This window comes from Haloarcula sp. CBA1131 (assembly GCF_008728975.1).
GTDB lineage: Archaea > Halobacteriota > Halobacteria > Halobacteriales > Haloarculaceae > Haloarcula > Haloarcula hispanica.
The window spans coordinates 564,563-581,370 of record NZ_RPCY01000001.1; the positions used below are offsets into that span (position 1 = coordinate 564,563).

Below are 16,808 nucleotides of genomic sequence, written 5' to 3' on the forward strand. Positions count from 1 at the left end.
GCCAACTGAACACCAATGAGCGACCTCGACGAGGCCTACCAACTCGACTACTTCGAAGAGGAAGGCTTCCACCGCCAGGAGTGTGCCTCCTGTGGCGACATGTTCTGGTCCCGTGTCGAGCGCGAGACCTGCGGCGAACCGCCGTGTGCGGAGTACGACTTCATCGACAACCCCGGCTTCGACGAGTCCCACTCGCTGACGGAGATGCGCGAGGCGTTCCTCTCCTTTTTTGAGGACCGTGACCACGAGCGCATCGACCCGTACCCGGTGGCAGCCAACCGCTGGCGCGACGATGTCCTCCTCACGCAGGCGTCGATTTACGACTTCCAGCCGCTGGTCACCTCGGGGACGACGCCGCCGCCGGCGAACCCGCTGTGCATCAGCCAGCCCTGCATCCGGATGCAGGACATCGACAACGTCGGGAAGACGGGCCGGCACACGATGGCCTTCGAGATGATGGCCCACCACGCGTTCAACGCGCGCGAGGACATCGAAGACCCCGAGCAGTACGCCTACGAGGGCGAGGTGTACTGGAAAGACGAGACGGTCCGGTACTGCGACGAACTGTTCGAGGAGATGGGCGCGAACTTAGACGAGATCGTCTACATCGAGGACCCGTGGGTCGGCGGCGGCAACGCCGGCCCGGCCATCGAGGTCATCTACCGCGGGGCCGAACTCGCCACGCTCGTCTTCATGTCCATGGAGCAGGACCCAGAGGGCGAGTACGAGATGAAAGACGGCAACCGGTACTCGCCGATGGACACCTACATCGTCGACACCGGCTACGGGCTCGAACGCTGGACCTGGATGAGCCAGGGGACACCGACGGTGTACGAGGCCGTCTATCCCGACATGATCGCCTTCCTCAAGGACAACGCCGGCATCGAACTCACCGACGAGGAGGAGCGAATCGTCCACGAAGCCGCGAAGCTCGCGGGCCGGATGGACATCGACGAGGCCGAAGACATCGAGGCCGAACGCGACACCATCGCCGCCGAGGTCGGCGTCGAGGTCGCGGAGATGCGGGACCTGATGGCACCGCTCGAGGACATCTACGCCATCGCCGACCACTGCCGAACGCTCGCGTACATGCTCGGCGACGGCATCGTCCCCTCGAACGTCGGCACGGGCTATCTGGCACGGATGGTGCTGCGCCGGACGAAGCGACTGGTCGACGGCGTCGGCGTCGACGCGCCGCTGGACGAACTCGTCGACATGCAGGCCGAGCGGCTGGGCTACGAGAACCGCGACACCATCCGCGACATCGTCCGCACCGAGGTCGAGAAGTACCGCGAGACGCTGGACCGCGGTGGCCGGCGCGTCCGCCAGTTGGCTGACGAGTACGCCGAGAAGGGCGAGCCGATCCCGACCGCGGAACTGGTCGAACTGTACGACTCCCACGGGATTCAGCCGGACATGGTCGAGGAAATCGCCGCCGAGAAAGGCGTCACGGTCGACGTACCCGACGACTTCTACGCGGTCGTCGCCCAGCGCCACGGCGGCGGCGACACCGCCACTGAGGAATCACAGATACCCTACGAGGACCGGCTCGAAGAACTGCCTGAGACCGACCGGCTCTACTACGAGGACCAGCAGCGGACCGAGTTCGAGGCCGTCGTCCTTGAGGTGTTCGACCGCGACGACGACAACTACGACGTGGTGCTCGACCAGACGATGTTCTACCCCGAAGGCGGCGGCCAGCCGCCGGACGAGGGGACGCTGTCGACCGACGACGTCTCCGCCGAGGTGACCGACGTCCAGCAGTACGGCGACGTCATCGTCCACACCTGCGACGACGACCCCGGCAAGGGCGAGTTCGTCCGCGGACAGGTCAATGCGAGCCGCCGACAGCGCCTGATGCAACACCACACCGCGACCCACATCGTCATCCACAGCGCCCGGCAGGTGCTCGGCGAGCACGTCAGACAGGCCGGTGCCCAGAAGGGCACTGACTCCGCCCGCATCGACATCCGCCACTACGAATCGGTGAGCCGCGAGGAGGTCAAGGAGATCGAACGCCTCGCCAACGACATCATACAGGACAACATCGCCGTCTCTCAGGAGTGGCCCGACCGCAACGAGGCCGAGGAGCGCCACGGCTTCGACCTCTACCAGGGCGGCATCCCGGCCGGCGAGCAGATCCGGCTCATCACCGTCGGCGACGACGTGCAGGCCTGCGGTGGCACCCACGTCGCCCGAACCGGTGACATCGGGGCTGTCAAGCTCCTGAACACCGAGCGGATTCAGGACGGCGTCATCCGCCTGACCTTCGCCGCGGGCAACGCGGCCATCGAGGCCACCCAGCGCACCGAAGACGCGCTCACCGAAGCCGCGGATATCCTTGACGTTGCGCCTGATGCCGTCCCGGAGACTGCCGAGCGGTTCTTCGACGAGTGGAAGGCCCGCGGTAAGGAGATCGAACAGCTCAAGGAACAGCTCGCCGAGGCCCGCGCCAGCGGCGGCGGCGACAGCGAGGAAGTTGACGTGGGCGAGGCGACCGCCGTCGTCCAGCGCATCGACGCCGACATGGACGAACTTCGCGCGCAAGCGAACGCTATCGTCGAACAGGGCAACATCGCGGTGCTCGGGTCGGGCCTCGACGGCGCGCAGTTCGTCGTCTCCGTGCCCGACGGCGTCGATGTCGACGCCGGTGAGGTTGTCGGCGAACTCGCCGGTCGCGTCGGCGGCGGCGGCGGCGGCCCACCGGACTTCGCACAGGGCGGCGGCCCAGACGCGGACGCGCTGGACGAGGCGCTTGAGGACGCACCTGAGATACTGCGAACTGTGGCGAACGTCTGAGACGGGCTGCTGCATCATTTCCGCATCGACCACCTGCGGACGGCGACTATCACGGGAACCAGGGACGGCGTCCGCCTGAACCGTCCCCGTTCTTTCTCGCCGCTGGTTCCGTTCTACGCTCGGTTACCTCGGACAGTTGTCCGAGTAAGACTCGATATTCTGCCCGAACGGTCCGAATACGCTCAAGAGATACAATTACATTTAGTTGTATTAGGTGTACCTGGATGAGTTTCCAAAAGTATTTTTAGCAACTGCCCATCTATAGCAGATATGAGCGGAGAACGTGACATCGCACACATTCGGACTCACACCGAGTACGTTCGGTCACAACGGACGTGTCGGCGCTGTGGGACCAGTGTGCCCGCTGCCAGCGGCCGTGCTCCCGACGAACTGTGTGAAAACTGCAGTGCCACCCGTGCTACCTGACCCATGAGTACGACCACGACGCCCCCGTCGGACACTGACCTCGACGAAGCGCCGGAGTTCGAACTGGACTGCCTGTACGACGACCCCGAGAACCCCTCGGAGCTGACGATTTTCCCCTCGGACCGCCAGCAGTCCGTGACAGAGTGGGTTACCGCGGACCGTTCGGCGACCGTCTCGCTCGACGAACTGCGCTGAGCGGTACGTGCTGTCCGGCTAGCCGCCCTGACACAGCCGTCTGGCGTCCCGCATCGCCTCGTTGGTCTCGCAGACGAGCGTCAGGTGATCGCCGCTTGCAAGGCGGAAATCGCTGTCGGGGACTCTGTCTGTTCCGTTACGGCTTACCATTGCGACCAGACAGCCGTTCGGAAGCTTCTCCGCGGTTTCCTCTATGGTCCGGTCGACCAGTGAGTCGTTGCTGAGTTCGACTTCCAGTACGTCCCCTGTTCGGCCGGAGTCCGACAGCCAGTGGGCCAGCGCTGGTCGCTCGACCGCGTCGTCGATTGCGTCGGCGACGGCGAAGCCGGCGGATATCGTCTCGACGTCAAGGTCCTCGAAGGCCTCGACGTTGTCCGGCTGGTTCGCTCTGGCGACCACGGTGTCGACGTCGAACCGGGTCGTCGCCAGCTGTGCCACGAGCAAATTCACGTCGTCGTCTGCGGTCGCAGCGACGACAACGGACGCCCGGTTCGCCCCTGCTTCTTCGAGGACGTGCGCGTTCGTCGCGTCCCCGTGGACGACGCGATGGCCGTCGGCCCGCGTCCGCTCGACCGTGTCCTCGTCGCTGTCGATGAGGACGACCTCCTCGCCGCGTGATTCGTATCGTACTGCCAGTTCCCGGCCGACGCGACCGCCACCGACGATGAGTGTTTGCATGGGAAGGATGTCGAGCGCTTGCGCGAAGTGACGGGCCAGCCCGCCTTGAAACATGACGGTCGCGAAGATGACGAGAAAGACAGTCCCGACGAGGACCGTCGCAGCATCCGGGTTCTCGGGACGCAGTTCGATGGCGAACAGCGTGGCGACGCTGGCTGGGACGATACCGCGCGGCCCCATCGCGCCGACGAACATCCGCTCTCGAACTGTCAGTCGGCCACCCAGCGTCGAGAGGAACACGCCGAGCGGGCGGACGAGCGTGACGACGACGATGACGACGACGAGTCCGCCGATCCCGAGTGCACGCAGGTCACCGAGCGATAGCTGGGCGGCCAACACGATGAAGACGAACGAGAGGACAAACAGCGTGATACCGCCCTTGAACTCGGCGATCTCCTCTTCGTGGGGGAGGTCGGCGTTCCCCAGTACGATACCGGCAACGGCGGCGGCCGCGATGCCGGCCTCCGAGAGCCATATGCTTCCCAGCGCGTACGCCAGCAGCGCTGCGGTCAGGACCACCGCCCGGGCGTTTTGCATGGCGTTGTCCGCCGAAAGGTGCCACCGCTGGAGCAGGAGTGCGATACCGCCGCCGACGGCGATACCGACGATGTGGCCCACGACCAGCCGGGCGACGAACGCCTCGACGACGACTACCGGCGAGGACTGGCTCGCGATGACGAACTCGAACGTCGCCACCGCGAGGATGGCTGCGGTCACGTCGTTGATGATGCCCTCTGTCTCCAGGGCGGCGGCGACCCGGTCCCTGACCGGGACCACTTGCATGATCGGCGTGATGACCGTCGGCCCGGTGGCGATCAGCAGGCTCCCGACGAGGACGGCGACTGGCCACGTCGTCCCGAACACGACCTTGACGGCGACGGCGGTTCCGACGAGCGAGACGAACGCGCCGATTGTCACCAGTCCAAGCGCCTCCCTGGACGCTTCACGGACTCGCTCGACGGTAAGGTGGAACGCCCCCTCGAAGACGATGATACCGACGCTGAGGCCGACGATAGCCTGCAGCCCGGCCTGTCCGAATATCGCGGGGTCGACGAGGTCGAGGGCCTGCGGGCCGACGAAGACGCCGGCGACCAGCAGGAACGCGACGCTCGGGATCTGGAGCCAGTCGGCGACCAGTTGCGCGGCGACACCCAGACTCACGACCAACACGACAGCGCCGATAAGTGATGCTGCTCCTGACACGGGACTGGCGGCCCTTCGACAGCCAGCGCTAAAGACCTACTCACCGAAAGAGACACACCACCGGCGAAGGAACCGACAGCCAATGCCGACCGCACGCAACCGCGACGTGTCCCTCTACTACGAAGCCGACGGCGACGGCCCCACCGTCGTGTTCATCAACGACGTGGGGTACGGGGCGTGGCTCTGGGGCTGGCACTACGACGCCGTCGCCGGTCCCTACGAGACGGTGGTGTGGGACCTCCGCGGAACCGGCCGGTCGGACGCGCCGGCGGGACCGTACGACGCGGACACGCTGGCGGCTGACCTCGAAGCCGTGCTGGCCGACCACGGCGTCGGGAGCGCCCACCTCGTCGGGGCCGGCCTCGGCGGCATGGTCGCGCTCGAATACGCTCACCAGTACAGCCGCGCCCGCTCGCTGACGCTGTACTGTACGGTGGGATCTGGCGATGCGGTGGATCGGGCGGAACTGGACGCGCTCGCGCTGGACGCCCCATCGTCGCTTGCAGGAGCGTTTTCGCCGGCATTCCGCGAACACGACCCGGACCTCATGGAGCGGATCGCAGGCTGGCGCGCTGACGAGGACGCTACTGGCGCGGCCCGCGACGCGCAGGCCAACGCAATGACGGCTTTCGACTCGCCGCCGCTGTACGAGATCACCCAGCCCGCTGAGGTGTACTACGGGCTGGACGACCCCGTCGTGTCGCCGGACGCCGCGCAGTCGCTGGCGGCCGACCTCCCCCGCGGGACCGGGGAGGCCGTCGAGGGTCGCCACTGCTGTTTCGTCGAACACGCGCCGGCGGTGACCGACCGATTGCTGGCGCTACTGGACGAGCAGACAGAGTAACTATTGGACCGGATGGCCGGACGCAATCCACAAATACGCGGCCTGATAGGTGATACGTATGACCGACCGGACGGCGGCCGTCACGCGGACCACGGCCGAGACGGACATCGAGGTCACGCTCGACGTCGACGGCGACGGCGACAGCACCATCGACACCGGCATCGGCTTCTTCGACCACATGCTCGACTCCTTTTCCACCCACGGGCTGTTCGACCTGACCGTGCAGTGCGACGGCGATCTAGACATCGACGACCACCACACCGTCGAGGACGTCGCCATCACGCTCGGCGAGGCGTTCACCGAGGCGCTGGACGACAAGCGCGGCATCCGCCGGTTCGCCGACCGCAAGGTCCCGCTGGACGAGGCCGTCGCGAGCGTCGTCGTCGACATCTCCGGCCGGCCGTACTTCGCGTTCGACGGTGACTTTTCGCAGGGTTCGGTCGGCGGGATGACCAGCCACATGGCGAAGCATTTCTGTCGCTCACTGTCGATGAACGCCGGGCTGACGCTGCACTGCGGCGTCGAGGGCGAGAACGCCCACCACGAAATCGAGGCGCTGTTCAAGGGGCTGGCACGAGCACTCGACGACGCGACCCGCATCGACGAGCGCCGCTCCGACGTGGCGAGCACGAAAGGCGAGCTGTAGTCGACGGCGGTGCGAAGCCGTCGCCGTTTCGGCTGCTGGCGGCACCGATTAGTGGCCCCACGTCCACCACTCCGTATGTTCGACGAGATTATGCAGAAATTCGAGGACTCCCCGGGCCAGCAGGATGTCATCCGTTTGCTGCTGGAGCGAGGGTTCTCCGTCAACGAGGACGGCCGCGTCGTCTCGGGCGGTATCGAAATCCCGAACACGGGTATCGCCCGCGAGGCCGACGTTGACCGCCGCGTGGTCAACGCGACGACGGACGCGATTCTCGACGACGACGACCTGCGGCGCATCTTCCGCAACATCTCCTCCGTGCCGAGCCTGCTCGATCTCGCCCCGGTGCTCGATCTGCACGCAGTGACTGTCACCGTCCGCGCCGCCGACGAGTCCGGCATCGTCTCGACGGTCACGTCGGCTATCGCCGACCACGGCATCTCTATCCGCCAGGTCCTGAGCGAAGACCCCGAGTTCACCGACGAACCGAAACTGTACGTCATCACTGACGAGGAACTGCCCGGCGACCTCATCAACGAAATCCGTCGCCTGGCGTTCGTCCGGACCATCGAACTGGCCTGATGCCGGCAACGCTCACCGTCGAGACGCCAGCCGGCGAGACCCACGAACTCACCGCCGAACGCGGGGCCGTCCTCCGGGACGTGCTTCTCGATGCCGACCTCTCGCCACACGGTCGCTACGCGAAACGGGTCAACTGCGGCGGCCGCGGCATCTGTGCCACCTGCGGCGTCCGTCTCGCTGAGCCGCCCGACCCCGACCACTGGCACGACGACCTCGCCGACCGGTTTAGCTATCCCCGGCTCTCCTGTCAGCTCCGGGTTCGGGACGGAATGAGAGTCGAACTGCTTGACAAGCGGGTCTGGGGGTCGCGGCAACCGGACGGCAGGACGGACTGACTCACTGCTGGGAGCGCGAACGACAAACGCTATTCCGCCGCCGGGCCTACGCCGGGCCGTGACGGACAGCTACCTGACCGTTCCGGGCCGCGGCGAGGCGCGCTTCGAAGTGCGCGGCTCGGAGTTCATCGGCCACGTCGCGCCGGCGGCGACCGTCGAAGCCGCCGAGGCGTTCGTCGACGCCGTCAGCGAGGAGTACGCTGACGCGACCCACAACGTCCCCGCCTACCGCGTGCGATCCGATCCCTTTCGGGAGTATTCGAGCGACGACGGCGAACCGAGCGGCAGCGCCGGCGACCCCGCGCTGAACGTTCTCCAGCAACGCGATATCGAGAACGCCGTCGCCGTCGTCACGCGCTACTACGGCGGGACGAACCTCGGCGTCGGCGGCCTCGCCAGTGCCTACTCCAGAGCGGTGAAAGAGGGCGTTGACGACGCAGGCGTGGTCGAGGAGGTGCCCCACGAGCAGTTCACCGTAACCGTCGCCTACGACGACTCCGGCAGCGTTCGGAGCCTGCTTGAATCAGCAGGCGTCGAGTTTGCAGCTGACTACGAGGCCGAAGTCGTCTTCGAGGTTCGGGTGCCTACGGCTGAGGGGAGCGACCTGCGGGACCGAATCCGGAGCGCGACCAGCGGGCGGGCGGCTATCGAACTGGCGTGACCCCCGCTACTCGTAGGTCGGCAACCGCGCCGACTGCGCCGAGCCGTCGATAAAGGGCAGGTCGACCTGCTGTGCGCTGACCGGTTCACCGTCGATGCGGATGGTCAGCGCGTCTTCGGGCCGTTCCCAACTGAGATTCGCCAGCGCAATCGGGGCTTCCCGCATCGGGCTCTGGCCGGCACGGGTCACGTCGCCGACGTGCTCGTCGCCGGCGAACACTGCGGCACCGGACTCGGGGCATTCCTCGACGGCGAGGCCGACCAGCCGTTGCGTGGGGTGGCCCCGGTTCTCGATTCGCGAGACGACCTCCTGACCGACGTAACAGCCCTTCTCGAAGTCCAGGGCGTTCCGCAGGCCAAGATCGTTCGGGAGCGCGCCCTCGATTTCGGTGTCGAACAGCGGCGTCCCGGCCTCTAACGTCAGCGTCTCCCAGGTCCGGTAGCCGAAGGGGACGGCGTTGAGCCCCCGGTTGACCAGCGTGTCGAAGACAGCCTCGGCGTCGTCAGCGCTACAGACCACGTCGTAGCTCTCCTCGCCGGCGAGGTTGTCCGTCCGGATGACGGAGACGCCGGCGTCGCCGAGTTCGCCCCGCTCGAAGGTCAGCGGCGCGGGCGGGGTCCCGGTCTGGTGGAGAACGCTGGCGATTTTCTCTGTCGCTTTCGGCCCGTGGACGCCGAAGACGGCGAAGTCGTCGGTCGCCTCCTCGAACTCGACGTCCTGAATGAACGTCTTGTCCGCCCACTCTGCGGCAAGGTCCTCGGCTTTCTGGGGCGGTGTGAACACGAGCAGGCGCTCGCCGGCGTTGTACACGTACATGTCCGTGTCGACGCGGCCGTCGGGGTCGAGCAGGAGCGCGTAACAGCCCGCGCCGTCATCGTCTGGCACGCGGTTCGAGACGGCGTTGTCGACGTAGTCGACGCGGTCCTCGCCGGTGACGACAATCACGCCGTAGCCGTACTCCATCGCCCCGACGACGTTCCGAACTGCGCGGTGGGTCCGCTCCGGTCGCCCGTAGTTGTCGACGACGCGCCGACCACCGACCTCCCTGAATGTCGCTCCGTGGGCCTCGTGAACGGACTCGAGAACAGTCATTGTACGGGCATGCGGCCCTCGTGGGGAAAAACGTCCCGTTAGCGCCGTCGGTGTGTGCGGGAAGGGGCTACAAGCCGTGCGGCCATCGTCACGGCGGCGGTGACGCGCTGACCGCTGCCGTCTGTCGCGTCCACGGTCTAATTGTCACCGCGTCACGGCGGACGTCCCTGGCTAATAGCGGAGTAAACAGAGATCGGTACGGCCGGCCGGTACGTGCCACCTACGGCCGTCTGGACTGCTGTGAATCGACGAGGCGCTCAACTTCGGACGGTTCGAGCGGTGTCAACGGTCCAGACAGTGTCCGGGAGAGGGCTGCTGCTGCGACACCGTGGAGCAGCGCTTCGTCCGTGTCAGCGCCGGCGGCCAGTTGCTGGAGCGTCGCGCCGATGAAGGCCTCGTGTTGTCCCGATTCGTCGACCGCGGTCGTCTCGATGGCATCTTGCTCGTGTACGACGCCGTCGTGGTAGGCCACCGCGCCGTACTCGCTCCGTGTGAGAATGACGCGGGTGAGTTCGTACTCCGTCGCGAGCGTGTGAGCGACTTCGCGCGGACTCCCAGTCGTGTCAAACACCGCGGAAACCTGCTCTTCGGCGGCAAAGAGAGTATCGACGGCCGGTAGCAGGTCTGCAAGCGCGTCGCGGGCGTCCTCGGCGTCCCATAGCCCCGGATGGAAATCGAGATCGAATGCTCGCATTCCTGCGGCCGCTCTGAGTAACGCCCCCGTCGTGTCGGCGGCTGTGTCAGAAAGTGAGAGGGTTGCGCCAGAGGTGAACACCACGTCCGCGTTCTGTATCTCGCCCATCGGAAGTTCACCGGGCGTCAGCGTCGCCATTGCGGTGTTGCCGCGGTCCTGTAGCAGCCGCTCGGTACGGGGCGGGTCGGCGTCCTCGTGGAACGTGAGTCCCTGGCGGCCGGTACTCGGGTCGGCCCAGACAACCTCTGTCTCCAGCCCGAACTCGTGGAGTTCCGCGACGACGCGCCGTCCGAGCGGTGTGTCCGGGACCTTCGAGAGCCACCGTGCGTCAGCCCCGAGTCGGCCGGCCGTCGCTGCAACGCCGCTCGCGGTCCCGTCGACGCGAATTGACGCCTCACGGGCCGTTTCGAACCGCTGTCCGTCTGGGGGTGCAAATCTGAGAGCGGTCTCGCCGAACGTTACGAGTGACATACCGCGTGCATCGGGAGACGGAGGTTTAGTTCAATCGGCTGTATCGATTGCTGTGTCGGGGGACGGGCCGGAATCTCTCGTTACCGCCGCCGACCGCCGTGTCCGGGGTAATCCCGCTCGAACCGGTCTTCGAGTTCCTGCCGGTCGATGTGGATGACCGTCGGCCGTCCGTGGGGACACGCGTAGGGGTTCTCACAGTCGTCCAGTGCGGCGAGTAGCTCCCGGACGGAGCCCTCGGTCAGCGACGTGTTCCCGGTCACGGAGGGGTAACACGCCAGGTCGCCGAGCAGTTCGTCCGCCGCCGCTTCGACCGTCGCTGCCGCTTCGTCGTCGCCGGCGACGAACGCACCGAGTACGTCCCTGACGATGTCCGGGCCGGCCGCATCGGCGATGACGCCCGGAAGGGTCCGGACCTCGACGCTTCGCTCACCCGTGCGCGCCGTGTGGAACCCCAGACTCGCCAGCGCGTCGCTGCGCCGGTCGAACACCTCGGCCTCGCGCGCGGTTAGTTCCAGTTCGACAGGGTTAGCAAGTGCCTGCGTCGTCGTTTCGCCCTCGAACTTGGCCTTCAGCCGTTCGTAGTTGACCCGCTCGTCCGCCGCGTGCTGGTCGACCAGCACGAGGCCGTCGTCCGTCTCCGCGACGACGTAGGTGTCGGCTAACTGTCCGAGAATCCGCATCGAGGGCAGCGACTCGTGGGTTGCTTCCGGGTCGTCGCCGAGGCGCGCCTGCTCCTGCCCGCCGGTGAACTTCCGCCCCTCGCTCTCCGTGGCTGTCCGTCCCGCCGCGGACGCGTCACGGCGCTCACCATTGCTATTTCCACTCGAAACACTACCCTCTGGATCGCGCACCCCGGATTCGCCCGACGCATCGTCCGTTGGGCCGGTCGCGGAGGGCCGTTTCGTGTCGGCTGATTGAATGGATTGGGCTGTGCCGGAGGACTGGCTACCCGCTGTCTCGGTCTGCGTGCTGTCCGGTCGGTCTGTGGGCTCGGTATCCGGCTCCTGTGCTGTTGCATCAGCGCTGCCCGTTGCGGTGGTATCCGTCCGTCCCGGCGTTGCTGCTTCGTCTCCGGTGTCCCGGCCGTCCGGACTCGACCGCTCGCGCTCGCTGTCGCTCGTCCCGTTCGATTCCGGCGTTATCTCTGTCTGCTCGGGTGCCGACCGGCCACGCGGTGCTGTCGAGCGCAGTAGCCCTTCCCGCAACAACGCGTCCTCGACGGCAGTCCGGACCTGCTCGCGAACACCCTCGTCGTCGGCGAAGCGGACCTCCATTTTGCGGGGATGGACGTTCACGTCCACGTCGCCCGCGGGCACGTCCAGAAAGAGGACGGCGAAGGGGTAGCGGTCCGGCGCGATCTGGGTCCCGTAGGCGTCGACGACGGCGTCGCGAACGGTACCGGCCCGGACATAGCGGCCGTTGACGTACGTCGAGAGGTACTCGCGGCCGGCGCGGTTCGTCTCGGGGTGCGAGACGAGGCCGTGGACGCCGTCGAGCGGCCCGTCAGGGAAACTATCACTCTCGTCGCCATCCGCGTTCGCTTCCGAACCTGCTCCGACCGAGATCATCGACTCGGCGACTTCCCGGCCGTAGACGGACATCACCGTCTCGCGCAGGTCGCCTTGGCCGGTCGTCGAAAACGTTTCGCGGTCGCCGTGGGTCAGCGAGACGGCCACGTCCGGGTTAGCCAGCGCGTAGCTGGCGACGGCGGTGTTGACGTGTGCGAACTCCGTCGACTCTTGTTTGAGGTACTTCCGGCGGGCTGGGACGTTATAGAAGAGGTCTTCTACCGCCATCGTTGTCCCCTCCGGACAGCCGGCGGGGCTGACTGACGTGACGTCACCGCCTTCGAGCACCAGTTCGGTTCCCACGTCGCCGCCGCGGGGTCTGGTCCGGATCGTCAGCCGTGAGACCGCCCCGATCGCGTGCAGCGCCTCGCCGCGGAACCCGAGTGTTCCCACGCCACCCTCCAGATCTGCAATGTCGCGGATTTTCGACGTGGTGTGCTCCTCGACGGCCGTTTCGACGGCTTCTCGGTCCATCCCGATGCCGTCGTCCGTGACGCGAATCCCGTCGGTTCCGCCGGCTTCGACGACGACCTCGACCCGGCTCGCGTCGGCGTCGATGGCGTTCTCGACCAGTTCCTTGACGACGGAGGCCGGTCGCTCGACCACCTCGCCGGCCGCGATGCGTTCGACGGTCCGGTCGTCGAGTCGCTGGATATCGGTCATACGTGCCTCCGCATGTGATTGCCACCGGCTAACGGGCGAAGCGACTTGATACTGTCTGCCTTCGCCGTGCCTATCAGCATTGTCATGAAAATAGTTAACACAAAACAGTCCTGAACCTCCCATGGTGACGACCTATGTGCCACCATAGAGAACGCTCCTGGACCGAAGCGACGGCGGACGACGAGGCAACTGACGAGGACGAGGAGGAACTCCCATCCTTCCTCAACGAGGAGGCGACCGAAACCGAGGTGCTGACCGACGGCGGCGACGAGGCGTAGCAGCGGCACACCTTCGATGCGGTGTTGGCAAACCAGCCATTTTTGTCGTGTGTGAGTATCGCAAACCCGATAGCTAAAGTACGCTCGCCGTTAGTCGCCACTATCCTGTGGATATCGACATGGAACAATACGACCAACTCTACCGTCTGTATAAGAGCGTAGACACGACGACGCTGCGTGGCTATCAGGAGTTCGTCGACCTGTTTCCTCCGCTCAGCTCGACTGTCGCCCTGGAACAGTGGGAAACCGCCAGTGACCGCCTTGACGCTCTCAAATCCGACATCACTGACGAGTTTCCCGGGACCGGCGAGACCTATGCGGAAATCGCGGCTCGGCTGACCCGCGACGAGGCCTTTACCGCGCTCGACCTCTACTCGAAGTACGACCGGTCGGTGAACGTGCTCGTGCTGGACGTCGACGAGACGCTCCGGTCGGCCGGTGACACCGACAACGAAATCCCCCGTGACACGCTGTATCTCCTGACGCAGTTCCACGAAGCGGGCGTCCCTATCGTCGTCTGTACCGGCCAGACGTTGGAGAACGTCAAGGGGTTCATGATACAGGGGCTTGGCAACGATCTCGTCTCCTCCGGCCAGATGAGCATCGTCTACGAGTCCGGTAACGGCGTGTTCACGCCCAAACACGGCGAGGACACCAAGCGACTGCTCTACGAACGCCTCGACGGAGCGGTCGTGGACGTGTTCGAGACCGTCCGGCGGCGAGTCCTCTCGGAGGCCCCCGACGCCGTCGGCAAGCGCTGTCACCTCCAGGGCAACGAGTTCAACGTCACGCTGAAACCCAACGCCGAGGTCGGCAGCGACAACGCCGTCGAAATCATCGACGAGTCGCTGCGGTACCTCTGTGGCCTCGTTGGCGACGCTATCGCCACACAGGTCGACGCCGAAGTCGACGACCCCGCAGGCTACGCGCGGGCCTACTTCAGCCGCGACCCGGAGATTCTGGACGTGCTGGCGGCGAGCGACCTGTCGACCGACGCCGACATCGACGACGCGCCCGAGGCGTTCCGCGACATCCTCGAACGCGTCGACCTGGGCTACTACGAGGGCGACGCGGCCGAACTCGTGAGCCTCGAACTGGACAAGTCCGCCGGCGTCGAGGAGGCCTTCGACGTGCTCGGCATCGACGACCCGTTCGCGCTCGTGATGGGCGACAGCAAGAGCGACCTGCGAGTGATGCGCTGGGTCGACGAGAACGACGCCGGCATCGCCGCCGCGCCCGCGCATTCCTCGCCCGACGTGCTCGACCACGTCAGTTCGAGGGACGACCTGGTGTACGAGGCCGGCGACGCTAGCACGGTGTTGCGGACTATCTACGGTATTAGCCTCGTTGAGCAACTGGACGAGCAGGGCGAGTGAGCCGACGCCCCATCTGTTGCTGTGGTTCGTTCCCGATTCGGACGTGCGTCCCACCCAACAGTTAGGCGTCGGCCGACCGAACTGCTACCATGAGTCTCGATACCGTGTTCGGGCAGGTGCCGGACCCGCAGTCGTACTCCTTCCCGGACTACTCGCTCCCGCAGGGCGACCCCGTCAAACCCATCGCGCTGACCGACGACGAACTGACGGCGCTGCTCGACCTGTACGACGCGTTCAGTGGGGTGGACCCGACGGGGATGGACTCGAACCCGTTCCTGCGGGCGACGAGCGAGTTCCTCCAGCAGACGCTCGGTGCGCCGCTCACTCGGCCCGACGAGCAACTGAACGACGATATTGCCGGTCTGCTCAACGACTTTTCGGACGATCTGGGCGGGCAGTCGATGGGTGTCGTCGACGCGACGCCGGCCCACCACCGGACGCTGTACTTCTTCCTGACCAGTTGCAAGGCGTACCACACCGCGCCGCACCTGCAGTTCGACCCCGACCTGGCCGCCGTCGAGACGCTGTATGCCGTCTACGAGCGCGTCACCGAGCAGGCGTTCTACCTCAAGCGGCCCAAGAGCGTCCTGGAGTGACTGCCAGGTGCGCCCGGCTGACGCTCCGGTCCGTTTATCGGGGAGCGAGCTAAACTGCCGCTAATGACAGCTGACCAGCCCGAGATTCCGGTCGTATGCGAGGAGTGCGGGACGCGGACATCGGTCGCCTTCGAGGACGTCGAGGACGCCGTCGCGCGCCACAACGAGCAGCTCCACGACGGTGAGCCGGTCGCCGAGGTCGACCCCGATGTGCTGGAAGAACTCGCCGACCGCCTGGCGAAGGACATCGGCCTGCTGGAGTAGTCAGTCGTCCGGCGTCACTCGTCCAGCGGCAGCCGCTCGTAGGCCTCACGGTCAGCGCCGGCGGCGAGCGCCCGCGGCCGCAGCCGGCAGACGTTCTTGACGGTTCGTGGGCCGAGCACGCGGGGCGAGACGAACCGCGGTCGCCCCGGCTCAGTTCCGGGGCCGTCGCCCAGCGCGAGCACCGCGCCGTTGAGGTCGGCGAGCGGGATACACGCCAGGTCGCCGTTCGCCGATTCGAACTGGACGTGGGTCGTGTCGCCGGGCATCGCCGCCGCATCTAACAGCTCGAACACATCGATGCCGGTGTACTCCCGTTCGATCCGGTCGCCGGAGGCACACTCGAACGCGACTGGGCCGCGGACGACATCGAAGGGGAGCGTTTCGGGTGCAACGTCCCAGGGGAGCAATACCGGGTCAGCCCCGTCGATGCGGACCGTCGGCCGTCCCCCCGCAGTTTGCGCCATACGTATCCTTTCCCCCTGAGACCCTTCAGCGGTTCGGGACGGCCGTGATTCGCCACACACATTCCGATTCTCACTCCCGGGAGTGGAGCGAGTACGCGATAAAGAGGACGCCGACGAACTGGAAGGCGCGAGTGACGAGTGTCAGCGGTTGCTGGAACTGGCTGTCGAGCAGGCCCTGGCGAAGGAGGACTGAGCCGGCGAACGCGACGACGAAGGCCACCGCCGTGAGGCAGAACAGCCCGACTGAGAGGTACTGCATCGCGCGGCTGTTATGCCGGCGATACCCCCGGTAGGCCTGGTAGCCGACGTACCCACCCAGTACTGTCGAGCCGAACGCCAGGGCGGTGATGAGCCAGTCCATCAGCGTCTCGATGGCGACCATATCAGAGATTCTCCCACATTTTTGTGAATCGGTCCGCGGTGTCCTGTTCATCCTGTCCCGGGAACGCCGGCGGTTCGGTCCGCTCGATCTCGGTTTCGAAGTCACCGTCAGCAAGCGCCAGCGAGAACTCCGAGAGCGTGGCAGCGAACACGCTGTAGTCGTTGCCGCCCGTCTCTATCTGGGTCTGTTCTTCGATGAGGCCGTACTCCTGAAGCCACTCGACCCGTCTGTACACGGTCGGTTGTGACATCTCACACTGGTCGGCGAGCTGTTTCGCGGACATGGGTTTGACACTCGTTGCTGCGAGGATGTCCCGGGCGTACTCGTCACTGAGCAGGTCGAGGATGTCGCCCACGGCCGGGTCCTCACTCACGTACTGGACCAACGTCCCGTCCCCGAATAAAAGGTCCCGTCAGTTTCCGAGTCAGAAGTCAGCCGCGTCGGAGAAGGGCGCAGTGTCAGCGGAGACCGGTGGGGTCAGGGCACCGCCCTTGGGCGAAGGTGGGGCGAGGTAGGGGACCAGTTCGCGGGCGGCCTGGCCCACATTCCCCCCAGGGTGGCGGCCCTGGGGAACCATAGGGCAGTATGGTGGAC

Annotated in this window: 19 protein-coding genes; 12 read left to right on the forward strand and 7 right to left on the reverse strand. The window is 66.1% G+C overall.

Features of this window, described 5'->3' with window-relative positions:
• Positions 1 to 15 precede the first annotated feature (15 nt).
• The 3 genes from alaS to Har1131_RS02920 all read left to right on the forward strand — a co-directional run bounded on the left by alaS (position 16) and on the right by Har1131_RS02920 (position 3,420).
• Complete coding sequence (gene alaS / locus Har1131_RS02915; RefSeq protein ID WP_151144996.1) at positions 16 to 2,799, forward strand: alanine--tRNA ligase; 2,784 nt, start codon at positions 16 to 18, stop codon at positions 2,797 to 2,799.
• Positions 2,800 to 3,069: 270 nt separating this feature from the next.
• Complete coding sequence (locus Har1131_RS21600) at positions 3,070 to 3,225, forward strand: hypothetical protein (RefSeq protein WP_191907462.1); 156 nt, start codon at positions 3,070 to 3,072, stop codon at positions 3,223 to 3,225.
• Positions 3,226 to 3,228: 3 nt separating this feature from the next.
• Positions 3,229 to 3,420, forward strand: a complete 192-nt coding sequence (locus tag Har1131_RS02920; RefSeq protein WP_050037219.1) for a hypothetical protein — start codon at positions 3,229 to 3,231, stop codon at positions 3,418 to 3,420.
• Positions 3,421 to 3,438: 18 nt separating this feature from the next.
• On the opposite strand, the gene Har1131_RS02925 is transcribed toward Har1131_RS02920, so the two are convergent.
• The gene (locus Har1131_RS02925; RefSeq protein ID WP_151144999.1) at positions 3,439 to 5,301 is read right to left on the reverse strand and encodes a cation:proton antiporter; all 1,863 of its coding nucleotides are present in this window, start codon (positions 5,299 to 5,301) and stop codon (positions 3,439 to 3,441) included.
• Between the two features lie 82 nt (positions 5,302 to 5,383).
• On the opposite strand from Har1131_RS02925, the gene Har1131_RS02930 reads away from it, so the two are divergent.
• The 5 genes from Har1131_RS02930 (at position 5,384) to Har1131_RS02950 (ending at position 8,366) form a co-directional block, all read left to right on the forward strand.
• Positions 5,384 to 6,145 carry an alpha/beta fold hydrolase gene (locus Har1131_RS02930; RefSeq protein WP_050037217.1) on the forward strand — a complete coding sequence of 254 codons (762 nt, stop codon included), beginning with the start codon at positions 5,384 to 5,386 and terminating at the stop codon, positions 6,143 to 6,145.
• A gap of 58 nt (positions 6,146 to 6,203) precedes the next feature.
• The gene (gene hisB / locus Har1131_RS02935) at positions 6,204 to 6,791 is read left to right on the forward strand and encodes an imidazoleglycerol-phosphate dehydratase HisB (RefSeq protein ID WP_014041595.1); all 588 of its coding nucleotides are present in this window, start codon (positions 6,204 to 6,206) and stop codon (positions 6,789 to 6,791) included.
• A gap of 75 nt (positions 6,792 to 6,866) precedes the next feature.
• The gene (locus Har1131_RS02940) at positions 6,867 to 7,370 is read left to right on the forward strand and encodes an ACT domain-containing protein (protein WP_005536977.1); all 504 of its coding nucleotides are present in this window, start codon (positions 6,867 to 6,869) and stop codon (positions 7,368 to 7,370) included.
• Positions 7,370 to 7,705 carry a 2Fe-2S iron-sulfur cluster binding domain-containing protein gene (locus Har1131_RS02945; protein WP_151145002.1) on the forward strand — a complete coding sequence of 112 codons (336 nt, stop codon included), beginning with the start codon at positions 7,370 to 7,372 and terminating at the stop codon, positions 7,703 to 7,705. The genes Har1131_RS02940 and Har1131_RS02945 overlap by 1 nt, the downstream gene beginning before the upstream one ends.
• A 58-nt stretch (positions 7,706 to 7,763) precedes the next feature.
• Positions 7,764 to 8,366 (forward strand): YigZ family protein, encoded by a 603-nt coding sequence (locus Har1131_RS02950; protein WP_014041592.1) that lies wholly within the window; start codon positions 7,764 to 7,766, stop codon positions 8,364 to 8,366.
• 6 nt (positions 8,367 to 8,372) lie between these two features.
• On the opposite strand, the gene Har1131_RS02955 is transcribed toward Har1131_RS02950, so the two are convergent.
• From Har1131_RS02955 to mutL, 3 genes are all read right to left on the reverse strand, one after another.
• The gene (locus tag Har1131_RS02955; RefSeq protein ID WP_050037216.1) at positions 8,373 to 9,458 is read right to left on the reverse strand and encodes an aminomethyltransferase family protein; all 1,086 of its coding nucleotides are present in this window, start codon (positions 9,456 to 9,458) and stop codon (positions 8,373 to 8,375) included.
• Positions 9,459 to 9,678: 220 nt separating this feature from the next.
• Positions 9,679 to 10,623 (reverse strand): sugar kinase, encoded by a 945-nt coding sequence (locus Har1131_RS02960; RefSeq protein WP_151102648.1) that lies wholly within the window; start codon positions 10,621 to 10,623, stop codon positions 9,679 to 9,681.
• Between the two features lie 80 nt (positions 10,624 to 10,703).
• Positions 10,704 to 12,854, reverse strand: a complete 2,151-nt coding sequence (gene mutL / locus Har1131_RS02965) for a DNA mismatch repair endonuclease MutL (RefSeq protein WP_151145005.1) — start codon at positions 12,852 to 12,854, stop codon at positions 10,704 to 10,706.
• A gap of 134 nt (positions 12,855 to 12,988) precedes the next feature.
• Between mutL and Har1131_RS21605 the strand changes: the two genes are divergently transcribed.
• From Har1131_RS21605 to Har1131_RS02980, 4 genes are all read left to right on the forward strand, one after another.
• Positions 12,989 to 13,132 (forward strand): hypothetical protein, encoded by a 144-nt coding sequence (locus Har1131_RS21605; protein ID WP_004590504.1) that lies wholly within the window; start codon positions 12,989 to 12,991, stop codon positions 13,130 to 13,132.
• A 107-nt stretch (positions 13,133 to 13,239) separates the two neighbouring features.
• The gene (locus Har1131_RS02970) at positions 13,240 to 14,508 is read left to right on the forward strand and encodes a haloacid dehalogenase (protein WP_014041587.1); all 1,269 of its coding nucleotides are present in this window, start codon (positions 13,240 to 13,242) and stop codon (positions 14,506 to 14,508) included.
• An 89-nt stretch (positions 14,509 to 14,597) separates the two neighbouring features.
• On the forward strand, positions 14,598 to 15,104 hold the full coding sequence (locus tag Har1131_RS02975; protein ID WP_014041586.1) for a hypothetical protein: 507 nt from the start codon (positions 14,598 to 14,600) through the stop codon (positions 15,102 to 15,104).
• A gap of 63 nt (positions 15,105 to 15,167) precedes the next feature.
• Positions 15,168 to 15,368, forward strand: coding sequence for a hypothetical protein (locus tag Har1131_RS02980; RefSeq protein WP_008307333.1), 201 nt, complete (start codon positions 15,168 to 15,170; stop codon positions 15,366 to 15,368).
• Between the two features lie 14 nt (positions 15,369 to 15,382).
• Here the strand turns inward: Har1131_RS02980 and Har1131_RS02985 are convergent, their stop codons facing one another.
• From Har1131_RS02985 to Har1131_RS02995, 3 genes are all read right to left on the reverse strand, one after another.
• Positions 15,383 to 15,832, reverse strand: a complete 450-nt coding sequence (locus tag Har1131_RS02985) for a hypothetical protein (RefSeq protein WP_050037212.1) — start codon at positions 15,830 to 15,832, stop codon at positions 15,383 to 15,385.
• A 70-nt stretch (positions 15,833 to 15,902) separates the two neighbouring features.
• Positions 15,903 to 16,214 (reverse strand): hypothetical protein, encoded by a 312-nt coding sequence (locus tag Har1131_RS02990; protein ID WP_146417639.1) that lies wholly within the window; start codon positions 16,212 to 16,214, stop codon positions 15,903 to 15,905.
• Between the two features lies 1 nt (position 16,215).
• Positions 16,216 to 16,587: a helix-turn-helix domain-containing protein gene (locus tag Har1131_RS02995; protein ID WP_044952077.1), complete on the reverse strand. Its 372-nt coding sequence runs from the start codon at positions 16,585 to 16,587 to the stop codon at positions 16,216 to 16,218.
• Positions 16,588 to 16,808: the final 221 nt, after the last annotated feature.